The sequence below is a fragment of the Streptomyces sp. NPDC004051 genome, assembly GCF_053604275.1.
The window spans coordinates 22,639-36,894 of sequence record NZ_JBSGHG010000029.1 but is presented as its reverse complement, the minus strand read 5'-3'; the positions used below and the strand labels follow the sequence as shown (position 1 = coordinate 36,894).

Below are 14,256 nucleotides of genomic sequence, written 5' to 3'. Positions count from 1 at the left end.
TCCGCTCGCTCGGGACGGCGGTGGGAGACGGCGGGACGGTGAGGCCAATTGTCCCGTACGGACGGCCGCCCCCGCCGCTCGGGGGCGGCCGCGGGGGTCCGCGGGCCGGAGCCGGTCAGGCGTGTTTGCAGATGCGGTCGAGGAGGTTGGCCGTGGCTCGCTGGATGCGGAGGTCGCCCCGGCCGGGTCCGTCCAGGGCCGGGGACCAGGCGAGCGTCCCCGACGCGAAGACCCACGCGCCGGAGGGCGCCCGGTGCAGGGAGGTCTCCTGGTGCCGTCTGCCGTCCGCCCGGTCGGTGTACGGGGAGTGCGCGAGCAGGACCCGCTCCTCGTGCTCGGGCAGCGGGGTGCGCGGGAAGTAGCGGTCGGCCCCGAGGGCGACCAGCCCCTCGATCCCGTCGCCCTCGGACGCCCCCGTCCCCTGCCACAGCCAGTGGTCGGCGTTGCGCACGATCAGCGGATGCGGGGCGGGGACCTGACCGGCGTACTGGATGCCGAGCAACTGCTGTTCCGCACGGTCCGTCTCCCGCCACAGCGACGGTCGGCCCGGATTCCCGCGCTCCGGATTCCTGCGCTCCGGGGCCCGGCGTCTGCGGTGGGTCAGCAGGCGGTCGGGGGCCCCGGACGGGGAGGGGGCGAGCTCCACCTGCCCGTACATGGTGCGGGCGGAGAGGAAGACGAGGGAGGTGCCGTACTCGCGGGCGCGTTCCACGGTGTCGCGCATGGCCTGGGACCAGTACACGTCGGGGCCGGGGAAGACCATCCCCCGGTAGCGGGTGGGATCGACCCGGCCGGCGTGCAGGTCGACGGCGTCGGCGTAGGCGAGATCGTAGCCGTAGCGTTCGGCCCAGCGGATGACGTCGTAGGCGTGACCGGCGTACGGCGGCAGGCCGGCACCCGCGTACGGGCGGTCGAAGGAGACGGTGGTCGCCGCCTCCTCGGCTCCGTCGAGCGGCTGCCCGCCCTCGTCCCACGGGTAGCGGTTGTGGACCTGCCAGGTGATGTCGGGCAACACCAGGAGCAGGTCCGCCGGGCGGTCGTCGCGCACCGTGAAGGGGATGTGGGACCGGTGGCGGCCGTCGGCGGTGGTCAGGACGGCCACATGGGCGCCGACGCTCCAGTCCGACGGGACCCGCAGCCGCCAGGACAGCCACCAGTGGTGGCAGGAGGCCGTGCGGTCGGCGGTGAGCGGCGGCGGCTGCGCGAGGCCGGCCAGGCGGGGGCCGGACGCGATCCGGGCGGTGCGCCGCCCGTCGTGGTGGCCGACGCGGTGGACGTCGACGCCGAACTCCTGGGGCGGGTCGACGGAGATGTGGAAGTCGATGGTCCCTCCGGGCGCCACCCCGCCGGTGGAACTGAACCCCTCGATCCGGCGGCGGCCCTGCTCCGGCCCCATGGTCGCTCCCCTCCTCGGCCCCCGTCGGCCCCGCCGGCCCCGTTGGCCCCGTTGATCTGGTCGGCCCCTTTGACCTCGTCGGCTCCGTCGTCGGCGGTCGGCGGTGCGCTTGTCGTACGGCGCAGGCCCTGGTCACGGAGCACGAACAGGCCAAGCACATCACATGGGGCACACGTTCCATCACCCTTCGTCGCGAACCGGTCAAAAGCGGAAGGCGGAACTCCGGGTGATGGAGCGGGAGTTGCGGGGCGACCGGCTCAGACGAGCCGTACGGGCTTCTCCGGGCGTATGCCCTGCCGGGTCAGCCACCGGCGCAGGGCCACGGGATCGCCGTTCTCGATCAGCGCCATGACCTGGGCGGGGAGGTCCGTGACGCGGACGCCGCCGATGAGGAGGGCCGGGCCGTCGAGCCAGTCGAGCCCGGGGGTCGCGCCCACGGTGTCCATGGCCGCGCAGCAGACCATCGCCATGATGTGGTCGGCGAGCAGTTCGCGGCCGGTGCGCGGGGGCTGGAGGGGGAGCAGGGGCAACGTCCTGTCGTCCCAGAGGGGGGCCGGGCCGGCCGGTGCGGGGGGAGCGGTCGGGGCGCTCTCGGCCGGGGCGAGGGCGGAGGCGGGTATGGATATGGACGAGGCCGCGGCCCGCTCGGCGGCCGCGGCGCCCTCGCGGGCCACTTCGGCGCTGATCCGGGCGGCCAGGGCGGCACTGCGCGGGGTGGTTCCGGCGAGGTCCTCGGCGTCGGGGTCATCGGGGTCGTCGGGGTCCCCGGCGTGACCGGTGGTGCCGGCGGCGTTTCCCGGTCCCGTGGGTACGGGCGGTTCCGCGCGCGGGACCGGCACCGGGTCCGTCAGGTGGTCGAGGACGCGGGAGAGGGTCGGGCCGTCGGATCCCGGGCTCTCCCCACCGTCGACGGGACGTACGCCGAGGGCGTCCAGAACGCGGTGCAGCCGGGCCGCGTCCGTGCGCCATTTGCGGTCGACGACCTCCTCCGGGTAATCACCCCAGCCGACCGGCGACCACTCGGGCCCGCTCCCGGCGGGGCCGCCGTGGAAGAGGCGGGCGGCGAGGAGGGAGGTGGCCTCGTCCACCGCGCCGGGCTCTTCGAGCAGATCGCAGGCGGGACGCTCACCGAGGCGGGAGGCGAACCCCTCGGCCAGCCGGTCCCGGCGGGACAGCTCGGTGAGCGCGGCCACCACCCCCGCGTTGAGCCGTGCGGGCCAGCGGCCCATCCGCCAGGCGGGCAGCGCCACCCGGGTGAGCAGCCGGTCCCAGCCGGCGTACGCCAGCCCCACCTGTTCCTGGGCGACGATCCTCAGCCCGTAGTCCACGGCCTGGGCGCGGTCGGCCGCCGCCGCGGCGACCCCGCGCTCCATCTCGGCGGTGTGCACCCGGCAGCCGCGCAGCAACGACCGCGCGACCCAGCCCACGCCCGCGAACACCACCCGGAACACCGGCCCGCGCCGAGGTTCCGAGGCCACGGCCACCGCCGCGTCGAGCCCCCGGACGAAACGCCGGGCGGCGGCTATGTCCGGGTGCGCCGAAGGCCCCGTACCGGCGACGACCGGGGCGAGGACCGCGCGCAACTCGCCGACCCGCATCCACCACAGGAACGGGGAGCCGATCACCAGCACGGGCGCGGCGGTCGTCCGGTGGTGCGGGGGCCGGCCCGCGCCCACCGTGCCGCCGTGCTCCCCGAGGGGCGGGGGACCGTGCGCCGGGTGGGTGCGGTCCTCCAGCCAGCTGTCGCAGTCCGGGGTGAGCGCTATCGCGGACGGGGCGGGGACGTCGAGGCGGTCGGCGAGGTCGCGCACCATCCGGTACAGGTCCGGGGCCGCCCGCTCGGCGATCGGGACCGTCGGGCTCATGGCGGGCCGGGCACGGGCGACGACCAGGGCGACTCCGGCGGCGGTGAGCAGGGCCAGTACCGCGAGCGGCGTGAGCGTCCAGCGGACGGCGTCCCAGCCGGTGCCGGCGAAATGGCCGGTGGAGCCGCCGACGAGCAGGATCACGGCGACGGCCGCGGGCAGCAGGGCGACGGCCAGTGCCCTGCTGCGCAGGCGGAGCACCGCGAGCGCCCGTGAACGCGCCGACTGCGCACCCGCGTCCCTGCCCATGCCACCTCCGCTCACCCTCATGTCCCTGCCTCACCCCCTCCCGACGGTCCGGACGCCTCCTGGCGTCGCCCACTCCCCCACTGTGACACCCGTCACTGACATCGCAATGCCGGTGGGCCAAGTGCCGGAGCATGCCGGAACGCTTGCGCGGCACCCTAGTTGGGGCCCCGGCCCTCGTCAGCCGGATGGCGCATCGGTCACTCGATGGAATGGCTCAGGGCAAAGGTGAGTGACGGACGGCAAAGTTCGGGCCCCGGATCCTGAGGCGGATCGGGGCCCGTGGGTTCAACGGTGGCGGTGAGGGCTCATGCGCCCTCGGCCGCCGCCGCCGCGATGTCCGTGCGGTGCTGGGAGCCGTCGAGGCGGATCCGGGAGACCGCGCGGTAGGCACGGTCGCGGGCCTCGGTGAGATCCGCGCCGGTCGCCGTGACGGAGAGCACCCGGCCGCCCGCGCTGACCGTCTCGTCGCCCACCCGCTTCGTCCCCGCGTGCAGCACGTACGCGTGCGGGGCGTCCTGGGCGGCGACCTCGTCCAGACCGGTGATCGGGTCACCGGTACGCGGCGGACCGGGGTAGTTGTGCGAGGCGACGACGACCGTGACGGCGGCGTCGTCGCTCCAGCGCAGCGGCTCCAGGTCGGCGAGGTTGCCGGTGGCGGCGGCCATCAGCAGCCCGGCCAGCGGGGTCTCCAGCCGGGCCAGCACGACCTGTGTCTCCGGGTCGCCGAACCGGGCGTTGAACTCGATCACGCGCACACCGCGCGAGGTGATCGCGAGACCGGCGTAGAGCAGGCCGGAGAAGGGGGTGCCACGCCGCCGCAGCTCGTCGACGGTCGGCTGCAGGACCGACCGCGTGACCTCGTCGACCAGCTTCGGATCGGCCCACGGCAGCGGGGAGTACGCCCCCATGCCGCCGGTGTTGGGGCCCGCGTCGCCGTCCAGTGCGCGCTTGAAGTCCTGGGCGGGCTGGAGCGGCAGCACGGTCTCGCCGTCGGTCACGGCGAAGAGGGAGACCTCGGGGCCGTCCAGGTACTCCTCGATGACCACCTGCCTGCACGCCTCGGCGTGCGCCCTGGCCACCTCGAGGTCATCGGTGACGACCACGCCCTTGCCGGCGGCGAGCCCGTCGTCCTTGACCACGTGGGGAGCGCCGAAGGCGTCGAGGGCGGCGGCAACCTCGGCGGGGGTGGTGCAGACGTACGAACGTGCCGTGGGCACGCCCGCCTCCGCCATGACGTCCTTCGCGAAGGCCTTGGAGCCCTCGAGCAGCGCGGCCTCCTTGGAGGGGCCGAAGGCGGCGATGCCCGCCGCGCGCACGGCGTCGGCGACACCGGCGACGAGGGGGGCCTCCGGGCCGACCACCACGAGGTCCACGCCGAGCCGTGCGGCCAGCGCGGACACGGCCGCGCCGTCCAGGGCGTCGACCTGGTGCAGCTCGGCCACCTCGGCGATACCGGCGTTGCCGGGGGCGCAGTGGAGCGCGGTGACGTCGGGATCGAGGGACAGAGAACGGCACAGGGCGTGTTCGCGGGCACCGCTGCCGATGACGAGGACCTTCACGGGGTCAGCCTAACGGGACCGGAGGCGTGCGCCTTGTGCGGGCTTCCGAAGGGCCGGGGCGGGCGGGTTCGTGCGTTCCTCCAATCCGCCCCACCGCTCCACCCGTCCGGCTCCGCCCGGCCGGGTCACCCGTTCACGTCCCCACGCTCGCGTCCACTCGTTCGCGTCTACTCGTTCGTGAGCTCCTCGATCACGGTCGCACCCAGCTCCCGGACGATCAGCTCCTTGCCGGAGAGTGCGGACTCGTCCAGGTCGGGATCGTCCTCCTCGGGGACGTCGTCCTCGGGGGAGACGGGGGGCGGCTCCGGAGCGGAGGGCCGAGGCGCCGGCGCCGGTGCGGGCACGGGAGGCGCCTGCTGCGTGGAAGCGTACGCGGAGGGACCGGACGGGCCGGCCGCGCCGGAGGGCCCCGACGGCTGGGCGGGCCCGGAACGCTGACCGGCGCCCGCACCCCCGTAACCACCGCCGCCGCCCGAGCCGCCGCCACCACCCGCGCCGTAGCCCGCAGCGCCCCCACCGCTCCGGCCGACACCGGGGGCCGGAGCCACCGCCCCGCCCCCGGACGGGTCGACGACGGCCTCGATCTTCCACTGCACGTTGAACTGCTCGCCCAGGGCCTGCCGCAGCACGTCCTCGCTGCCGCTGCTCAGGAAGTTGTCCCGCGCGCCGGAGTTCACGAAGCCGATCTGGAGGGTCGTCCCGTCGAAACCGGTCACCTGGGCGTTCTGGCTGAGCAGGATCCAGGTGAACCGACGGCGGTTCTTGACCACCTCGAGGATGTTCGGCCAGAGCATGCGGGGGTCGAGCCCGCCGCCACCGCCACCGGAGGGCCCGGGGCCCGCCTGGGGCGCCTGGGGCGCCTGGGGTGCGGAGGCAGGCGTGGAGACGGGGGCGGGAGCGGGGACGCCCGGAGCGGCGGCCTGGGGCCGCCCGCCGCCCGCCGCCGCGGCCGTGGGCCAGCCACCGGGCCGGCGACCGCCCCCGGCGGAGGCCGCGGTGGGCCAGGCCCCCGGAGCGGGCGCACCGGACACGGGCTGGTTCGGCCCCGCGACGGGCGGAGCCACCGAAGCCGCGGCCGGAGGCTGAACGGGAGCCGGAGCCGGAGCCGCAGCCGGAGGCGCGGCAACCGGAGGCACCGGAGCCGGAGGCTGCACCGGCGAGGACGGGAGCGGAGGCGAGGGCGGGACCTGCCCCCGTGCCGCGGCCCGCGCCGCGGCCGGACCGCCCCCCGGCGGAACCGGGGCGCCCTCGGCCCCCCCGTGGCCGCCGCCCTCCGGCGCATACCCCATGGCCGGCAGGCCGGCGGCGGGACCGCCCGCCGAGAAGTTCACGCCCCGCTCGATCCGGTCCAGGCGGGCCATGACCGACCGTTCGTCGCCGTACGCGGCGGGCAGCAGCACGCGGGCGCAGATCAGCTCGAGCTGGAGCCGGGGCGAGGTGGCGCCCCGCATCTCGGTGAGCCCCTCGTTGACGAGGTCGGCGGCGCGGCTGAGCTCGGCGGCGCCGAAGACGCCGGCCTGGGCCTGCATCCGCTCGACGACGTCGGCGGGAACGTCGATGAGCCCCTTCTCCGCGGCATCCGGGACCGCGGCGAGGATCACCAGGTCACGAAGGCGCTCGAGCAGGTCGGCGACGAACCGCCGGGGGTCGTTGCCGCCCTCGATCACGCGGTCGACGACCTCGAAGGCCGCGGCGCCGTCCCCCGTGGCGAACGCCTCGACCACGGAGTCGAGCAGTGAGCCGTCGGTGTACCCGAGCAGGGAGGTGGCCATGGCGTACGTCACACCGTCGGGTCCGGCGCCGGCGAGCAGCTGGTCCATGACGGACATGGAGTCACGAACGGATCCGGCTCCGGCCCGCACGACGAGCGGCAGCACGCCCTCCTCGACGGGGCTGCTCTCCTTGTCGCACACCTCACCGAGGTAGTCCCGGAGGACCCCGGGCGGCACCAGCCGGAACGGATAGTGGTGCGTGCGCGACCGGATCGTCCCGATGACCTTCTCGGGTTCGGTGGTCGCGAAGATGAACTTCAGATGCTCCGGGGGCTCCTCGACGACCTTGAGCAGGGCGTTGAAGCCCTGCGGGGAGACCATGTGGGCCTCGTCGATGATGTAGATCTTGTACCGGCTGTGGGCGGGCCCGAAGAACGCCTTCTCGCGCAGGTCACGGGCGTCGTCCACACCACCGTGGGACGCGGCGTCGATCTCGATGACGTCGATCGAGCCCGGCCCGTTGCGCGCCAGGTCCTGGCAGGACCGGCACTCGCCGCACGGCGTCGGCGTGGGGCCCTGCTCGCAGTTCAGGCACCGGGCCAGGATGCGCGCGCTGGTCGTCTTGCCGCAGCCTCGCGGACCGCTGAACAGGTACGCGTGATTGACCCGGTTGTTCCGCAGCGCCTGCTGCAGCGGGTCGGTGACATGTTCCTGCCCGATGACCTCGGCGAACGACTCCGGGCGATAGCGGCGGTACAGCGCGAGAGACGACACAGCTACGAGGTTATAGGCGCTCACCGACATCGGTCCCTGCCCTCGGGACGCCCCGCGCGTACGGGGCCGGGAACGCGAACGCCCCCCACGCACCCGCCAGAGCCGACCTACCCTTGCTGCCTTCCGGCCCTGGGGGAGTTCAGTCAGATAGCGCCGCGTGAGGGGCTGCGCAAAGGCTACCTCATGTCGTGGGGAGGGAACGAGTTCGCGAGCACGGCCCTCGGTCATGTAATGTTCCTGCCGGAGGATTCGCCTAGTGGCCTAGGGCGCACGCTTGGAAAGCGTGTTGGGGGCAACCCCTCAAGGGTTCGAATCCCTTATCCTCCGCCAGTGCCTCACCGGGCACGATGTCGTAGGGCCCCGCTGTTCGCAGCGGGGCCCTACGACGTTGATGGTCTCAGTTTTGGTCTCAGTTGCGGTTACCGCCCGTTGAGGGCGGCCCGGCACACGTTGCAGTACATGGCGGCGTTCCGGCCGTATCGCCGCATCAGCTGACCGCAGCCCGCACACAGCCCGAGCTCCCATGGCGGGCATCCCAGTGCGGCGGAGGCGGCAGCCCGCTCGACATCAGTGATCCGCATCGGGTCGCGGGAGCGCTGGACCGGCATGCGTGGCAGCGTGAAGCCGCCGGTCGGTTGATCGAGATCACGAAGGGGTCGGCCGTCGCTGACGAACCAGCCATCCTCTCCCGCCCGGCAGGTGCGGTCGATCTCCTGCTCGGCGAAGGTGATCACGTCGTCCTCGTCTTCGGCCGGGGCCGTGGGGAGCGGGGCCTTCTCACCGATGAGCTCCTGCCACAGAGCACGGTCGTCGGCCGACACCCACATGTGACGGCCGGCGCGGCCGTTCCCTCGACTGGGCACGTAGACCGGGACGCTCTCGCCCGTCGCGCTCTGCAGGACCAGGTCCTCGATGTGGACGGGCTTCCGCTCCGGCAGACACAGCGCGGGCACAAACCAGTCCGCGTGAATCGCGTCACAATAGCTGGCACCCTCACTGATGAGGCAGTGGCGCTCGCTGCTCGGTACGCACTTCCAGACTTCGAGGTGTCGGTACCCGCCGCGGATCACCATCTCCTTGCCGTCGGCGATGTCCTTCCACGGCATGTCGTCGACCCGCGCCCAGGGTGCCCGGTCGATCAGGGAAGCCGTCCGGTCCTTCGCCACCCACAGCGGAGTGATGCCGTGCTCCACGGCGTTGACCGAGCGCCGGTGCACACTGCTGGGGCTGAGGTGGTGATACTGGATCTCCCAGCCGATCCTGAGACCGCCGGGACCGGTGACAACGGCATCCGAGATGCTCCGCCGGTTAGCCACGGGAACCTCGGCCTCGGCTTCCAGGCCGTACCGCCCGGCGGTCTCGACGATCCGTTCCTTAGTGGCCTTGTGTTGGGCGCTCTCCGCCGGCGTCGCCTTGTGCGTGAGCGGCAGGTGCGAGGCGACGAGCGGTCGCCGGCCGCCCACGCGCCCTCGACGGATGAACATCCAGGGCGACTTGCCGCCCGACTCCGACAGGCACTCGCGCTTGTCGTGGTGCGCGAGGCATTCGAGGAGCTGTGGGTCGCGATCGGAGACGCTGGCGGTGATCTCTTGGAGCAAGTCGGGACGGTCCGGGTGACCGAGGTCGGGCAGGGACAGATTGATCTCTATGCCATATCCGGTGTGCCACACCCCATTAGCCATTCCTCCACCATAGGAACGACCACTGACACTCAACAGTGCACATGAGGGGACCAACGCCGCTATTTGAAACGGTAGTTCGAGCACAGTCTCTGAACGTCGACGTGGCGCGGATGGTCTTATTGGCGAAATCCGGAAGAGCTGTGCTCGCAACCGTGGCCTGTCCTAGGACCCCAACGGCAGCTCGCACCAGACAGCCTTGCCCCCGCCTGGGCTGCGACGGGACCCCCAGGACGAGGCAATCGCGGCAATGACCCAGAGGCCACGACCGGCCTCGTCGGCTGGTCCAGCTTGCCGTCGACGCGGCAGATGATCGTCCTCGTCCGCGACCTCGATGATTAGCCGACGGTCGGTACGGCGCAGGCGGAGCTCCACGGGTGGGGTGCCATATTGGAGAGCATTCGACGCCAACTCACTCGCGGCCAGCACGCCAAGGTCACACGTCTCAACCGGGAGGCGCCAGGAGGTGAGCGTGTCCCGTGTGAATGCCCTGGCGCGTGGGGCCGCCTCCATGCCGCCGACGAGTTCCAGCGCCGCCTTGTCGAAGAGCTCGGCGTCCACGCCGGTGCGGGTGGGATGTTGGAGTGCCATAACGGCGATGTCGTCATCGAGATACGCGTCGACGTCCAGAGTTCCCAGGAGCGTGGCGCAGATGTCGGCAGGGGTGCCCTGGGCGCCAGCGAGCGCGCGCTCCAGTACGGCCATGCCTTCATCGATGTCCTTGCCACGGCGTTCGACCAGGCCGTCGGTGTAGAGGACAGCGGTGGAACCGGGCGGCAGGGCGATGCTGCCGGAGGTGTGCAGCCAGCCGCTGGTGCCGAGGGGAGGGCCGGTCGGCTCCTCGGCGCGGCGGATAGTGCCGTCCTCGTCCCGTACGAGGATCGGGAGGTGGCCGGCGGAAGCGTAAAGCAGCTTGCCCTCGTTGGGATCATGAATCGCGTAGACGCAGGTGGCGATCTGGCTTACTGCAATCTCGGCGGCGAGGCCGTCGAGCAGCTGGAGCACCTCGTGTGGCGGCAGGTCGAGTCGGGCATAGGCCCGGACGGCGGTGCGCAACTGGCCCATGACTGCAGCGGCGCGCACGCCGCGACCCATCACGTCGCCGATGACAAAGGCCGTGCGGCTGGCGCCGAGGGTGATGACGTCGTACCAGTCGCCGCCAACCCCAGCGCCAGAGTCTCCGGGCTGGTAGGTGGCGGCGATCCGCAGGTCATCGGGCTGCTCCAGCTCCTGCGGGAGCAAGGACTGCTGGAGACTGACGGCCGTCTTGTGTCGATCCTTCTCGACGAGAGCGAGCCTCTCGCGCAGCACAGCAACAATCTCGTCTGAACGCGGCTCAAGCCCCCCAGCATCGCCGTCCGGCCCGTGAGAGTTGTTCAGGGTTGTTCGGAACAACTCCGGGTTAGGGTCGCCTGCGGGCGCTCTAGGGTGGGGAAGCACGCTGCTGGCGATGACGCGTGCTTCAGAGGATTCGTGGCGCTCTGAAGTGACGCCCAGTTCATCTGCGGCGTCCCGCACAGCCTCCTGTTCACGGTCCAGGGCGTCGCCGGTGCGCGCCAGAATCTCGTCGATTTGGTCAAGAGCGCTCTCCTCGCCTGGTGCTTCGTGAGCGATGGCGTCAGCGGGGATTGCGAGCGGGTATCCAGCATTGCTGACCAGCAGCTGTTGGCCGATATCCAGCAGATACGCCTCCAACCTCTGCACTCGACGGGCCGCGAGATCGGCAATGCGCTGGGCTTCGTCGCGCTGCCTTACCGCACGCTCAAGCTGGGCGCTCAAGCGCGTCTCTTGGTCCAGAGCCCGTTCAAGCTGCGGCTGCAGCGCGCGCATCGGGTCCGGTGAGGGCACATTGACTCCGGTGAGTGCGTCGATACGTCGCGACAACTCTGCGACCTTGGCCTGTGCCTGGCCGAGGACAAGAAAGAGCATCGACGCGATACGGAGAGCCTGTTGCCGCCCCTGCTCACTCGTCTCGTATGCCTGGCGCGCACGCACGAGGTCCCTGTAGACCTCGATCGTGCGTTCCTTCTCCTCGATGAGCTCGCGCGGCGAAACGACCACCTGACCGTCGATGCCAATCAGGGTCGGAGTCTTCTGTGCCTTGTCCCAGAGGGCCTTGGCGTCGCGTACACGACCCAGCGCCTGCTGGCCCGGCTCGTCAGGGAAGCACACATCTGCCATGGCCTCCACGACGTCCCAGGTCAGGTCTTCACCTGACAAATGAATGCGCAGACGGCGGAGGTCTGGGACTCTCCCAGCCGCGAAGTGTTCCGGGGTCAGACGGCTGTGGATATCTCGCACGCTCAGACCGGCATCGTCGATCCACGATCGAATCATGCGCACCAGCGCATTGGATTCGGCGCTTGTTCCTTTGGGCTGCGCCCAGGGACGCCCCGGGCGCTTCCGCTCCCCCATCACTACTCCCCGCGTTGTTCCGCGACAACCCGCCATTGTCGCCAGAACAACATCCAAGCGGCATCACCAGCCGCAGCGCAGCTGGATCGTGTAGGCGCAAGAACCGTGACCGCCACAACCCAACTCGGAGACTTCCCATGCACCTCACGCAAGCCGGACTGCTCCTCGCTACCCTGCTGGTGATTGCCCTTCTGGCGATGGGAGTAGCAGGTGCAGCAGTGGCCCTTGCGCGCTGGGAAGGGCACACCGTGCCTGCCGCGATCAGTCGAGGAGGCATCGCCTTCGCGGGGGCCATGACCCTCGGAGCATCCTTGGTCGGTCTCTTCCTGATGCTCAAGTGAGGCGGGGGAGCAGCCGACCGATGTCACCCGCTCCCCCCACACACACGCTCCGCGCCTACCTTCAAACCGAGGCGCGGGTCACAGGGCGTCTACCACTCGTCGGTGTCGCCGTACCTGCCCGGGTTCCGGGCGCGGTCCACAGCCTGTGCACAAGCCTCAGCGAAGGCCGCTTCCACGGCACCCTTGTCCGTGCCTCGCACCTGCGCCTCGACCTCCTGGCCCGTGCCGGGTCGTCGGGCCGTGCGCCAGGCCGAGGCGCGGTCGGTGTAGCGGTCGGTCTCGAAGTCCCAGGTCGGCACCGACCACTGCTCCGGGAGTTCGGTCACGGCACGTTCGCCGCCGGGGAGGAATAGGGCTCGGGCATGGAAGACCACGGCCCGATTCGGCACGCGGTCGCGAATGGCACTCGCGCAGCTGGGGTCCTGGTGCTCCCAGCGCCAGCGGTCCCACTCCTCGACCTCGGCAGTGTGGTCAGGCCAGTCCTCGCTCCAGCGTGCGGCGACCTCGTCGGCGTGCTCGCGGTGGAGGAAGGGCACTCGCCGCTCGCCGAGGCGGGCGACGTGGACCACTAGCTCGGCGGGGACAGGGCTTTGGCCAGCGTCCGGCGCGGCACTTCCCACAGGCTCGTCCGTGCCCCACAGGAGGCCGCCGACCTTGGCAGCGGTGTCCTTGAGAACGCGGCTGGTCAGGTGCTGGTAGCGGCGGCGCATGCGGGCGGACTTGCCGGGTTCCCATCCCATGATGGCGTCGACGACCGCGTCGGAAACGCCGAGGATGAGCAGGACGGTCGCCGCGGTGTGGCGGGCATCGTGGAGGCGGGCGTCGCGGACGCCTGCGGCCTTCAACAGCTCCTTCCACTTGTGGTAGTCGGTGTTCGGGTTCAGGGACTCGCCGATGGGTGAAGTGAAGACATACCCCTTCTCCGTCCACAGGTCGCGGGCCACCGTGCGCTCATGGGCCTGTTGCTCCTTGTGCCGGCGCAGGAGCTGGAGGAGCTCGTCGGGGACGCCGATGGGCCGCTGGCCGGCGCGGGACTTCGCATTCTTCGTCTCACGCCGGGTGTTGACCTTCTGGGGGCAGTAGCCGGGCTTTCGGCCGCAACGGTCGCCGCATCCGTGCCTGTACCGGGGGCGCAGCCGGCCACGCCGTACGCGAATGACGCCGAGCTCGAAGTCGACGTCGTCCCACTGCATGCCGAGGACCTCGCCTTGGCGCAGGCCGAGGGCAAGCGCGATGACCCAGCGGGCAGTGTTGCGGTGCTTGCCCGCTTCGCGGAGCAGGCGTTGGACCTCCTCGACCGTGTACGGCTCGACCTCTTCCTCTTCGACCTTGGGGGCCTTGGCAATGGCGGCCGGGTTCGCGGTGAGGTGTTGGCGGCGCACAGCCTCGTTGAGGGCCGTACGGACCGTGCGGTGGGCCTGGTGGGCAGTGCCGGCGGCGCTGCCGTTCTCCTGCATCTTCTTGTAGAAGCGCTCCAGGTGCTCGGGCTCCAGCTTCTCCAGGCGGTGGGCGCCCAGGCCGGGTATGAGGTGGTGGTAGACCGCCACCCGGTAGCCGTCAATCGTGTTCTCCGAGACGTGCGCGGCGGCGATGTTCTCCACCCAGTGGGTGAGCCACGTCTTCACGGTCCAGGACTGGCCGACCTTGCGAACGGTGCCCTTGTCGCGCTGACGTTCCAGCTCGCGGACGACCTTGGTGACCTCGGCGCGGGTCTTGCGGCTGACGTGGCGCCGGTCCGGGGTTCCGTCGTCCTTGACGCCGACGGTGACGCGGCCGTGCCAGCGACCGTCCTTGCCGAGGTAGATGGACGAGGCGCCGTTGGGCTGGCGGGTCTTGGCGGTACGGGACTCGGTCACGCGGCCGTCCCGAAGTCCGGCGCGCCGAGACGGCGGGTCAGGAAGTCGTTCACCGCCTCCGCTGGGATGCGCCGGAGACTGCCGATTTTGACCGAGGCGATTTCTCCGGTGGAGACGTACTCGTACAGCTTGGTGCGGCCGATGCCGAGGCGGCGGGCGGCCTCCTCGACCGTGAGCGCGACGAGCGTGGCGTCACCGGCGGCGGGGCGGCGCTGGGCCACCAGGGTGCGCAGGGCGTCCTCGGGGACACCCAGAAGGCGGGCTATCTGGGCTAGCGGAAGACCGTTTTCGTGCAAGGGAAAGTCCTTCTCTGGCCAGGCGTGGGACGGCGAATCCCGTGCTGTGGCCGGTCGATCGTTCAGGGATGGGCGTTGTGTGGTGACGTGACCGGCGAGGGCCAACCCCTGCTG

The 14,256-nt window shown here is 71.5% G+C and carries 8 protein-coding genes, 1 tRNA gene, 1 other RNA gene and 1 pseudogene; 2 read left to right on the top strand and 9 right to left on the bottom strand.

Translation table 11 applies throughout. The annotated features are described in order from the left end of the window. Window positions 1-115: 115 nt before the first annotated feature. From ACWEQO_RS25480 to ffs, 5 genes and pseudogenes are all read right to left on the bottom strand, one after another. A pseudogene (locus ACWEQO_RS25480) lies at window positions 116-1,441 on the bottom strand (N,N-dimethylformamidase beta subunit family domain-containing protein); the annotation flags it as partial. Window positions 1,442-1,653: 212 nt separating this feature from the next. Next, on the bottom strand, window positions 1,654-3,510 hold the full coding sequence (locus ACWEQO_RS25475) for a hypothetical protein (protein WP_452985363.1): 1,857 nt from the start codon (window positions 3,508-3,510) through the stop codon (window positions 1,654-1,656). Window positions 3,511-3,815: 305 nt separating this feature from the next. Further along, a complete protein-coding gene (purD, locus tag ACWEQO_RS25470) occupies window positions 3,816-5,069 on the bottom strand; it encodes a phosphoribosylamine--glycine ligase (protein ID WP_452985362.1) in 1,254 nt (417 codons plus the stop codon). Window positions 5,070-5,236: 167 nt separating this feature from the next. Continuing rightward, entirely contained in the window at window positions 5,237-7,555 is a 2,319-nt protein-coding gene (locus ACWEQO_RS25465) for a DNA polymerase III subunit gamma and tau (protein ID WP_452985361.1), read from the bottom strand. A 71-nt stretch (window positions 7,556-7,626) separates the two neighbouring features. Further along, an RNA gene (gene ffs / locus ACWEQO_RS25460) (signal recognition particle sRNA small type) lies at window positions 7,627-7,725 on the bottom strand. Between the two features lie 72 nt (window positions 7,726-7,797). Here ffs and ACWEQO_RS25455 point away from each other — a divergent pair. Then, window positions 7,798-7,885, top strand: a tRNA-Ser gene (locus ACWEQO_RS25455). An 89-nt stretch (window positions 7,886-7,974) separates the two neighbouring features. Here the strand turns inward: ACWEQO_RS25455 and ACWEQO_RS25450 are convergent. After that, window positions 7,975-9,321, bottom strand: a complete 1,347-nt coding sequence (locus ACWEQO_RS25450; protein WP_452985360.1) for a hypothetical protein — start codon at window positions 9,319-9,321, stop codon at window positions 7,975-7,977. Between the two features lie 78 nt (window positions 9,322-9,399). Then, window positions 9,400-10,929, bottom strand: a complete 1,530-nt coding sequence (locus ACWEQO_RS25445; RefSeq protein ID WP_452985390.1) for an ATP-binding SpoIIE family protein phosphatase — start codon at window positions 10,927-10,929, stop codon at window positions 9,400-9,402. A gap of 857 nt (window positions 10,930-11,786) precedes the next feature. On the opposite strand from ACWEQO_RS25445, the gene ACWEQO_RS25440 reads away from it, so the two are divergent. Beyond that, the gene (locus ACWEQO_RS25440; RefSeq protein WP_452985359.1) at window positions 11,787-11,990 is read left to right on the top strand and encodes a hypothetical protein; all 204 of its coding nucleotides are present in this window, start codon (window positions 11,787-11,789) and stop codon (window positions 11,988-11,990) included. Window positions 11,991-12,079: 89 nt separating this feature from the next. Here the strand turns inward: ACWEQO_RS25440 and ACWEQO_RS25435 are convergent, their stop codons facing one another. Both ACWEQO_RS25435 and ACWEQO_RS25430 read right to left on the bottom strand, forming a co-directional pair. Beyond that, the gene (locus ACWEQO_RS25435) at window positions 12,080-13,846 is read right to left on the bottom strand and encodes a tyrosine-type recombinase/integrase (RefSeq protein ID WP_452985358.1); all 1,767 of its coding nucleotides are present in this window, start codon (window positions 13,844-13,846) and stop codon (window positions 12,080-12,082) included. Next, on the bottom strand, window positions 13,843-14,142 hold the full coding sequence (locus ACWEQO_RS25430; RefSeq protein WP_363044036.1) for a helix-turn-helix domain-containing protein: 300 nt from the start codon (window positions 14,140-14,142) through the stop codon (window positions 13,843-13,845). The genes ACWEQO_RS25435 and ACWEQO_RS25430 overlap by 4 nt, the downstream gene beginning before the upstream one ends. Window positions 14,143-14,256 lie beyond the last annotated feature (114 nt).

Coding starts and splice junctions, on each gene's coding strand:
- ACWEQO_RS25475 (WP_452985363.1), bottom strand. CDS start 3,510: ATGGGCAGGGACGCGGGTGCGCAGTCGGCGCGTTCACGGGCGCTCGCG.
- ACWEQO_RS25440 (WP_452985359.1), top strand. CDS start 11,787: ATGCACCTCACGCAAGCCGGACTGCTCCTCGCTACCCTGCTGGTGATT.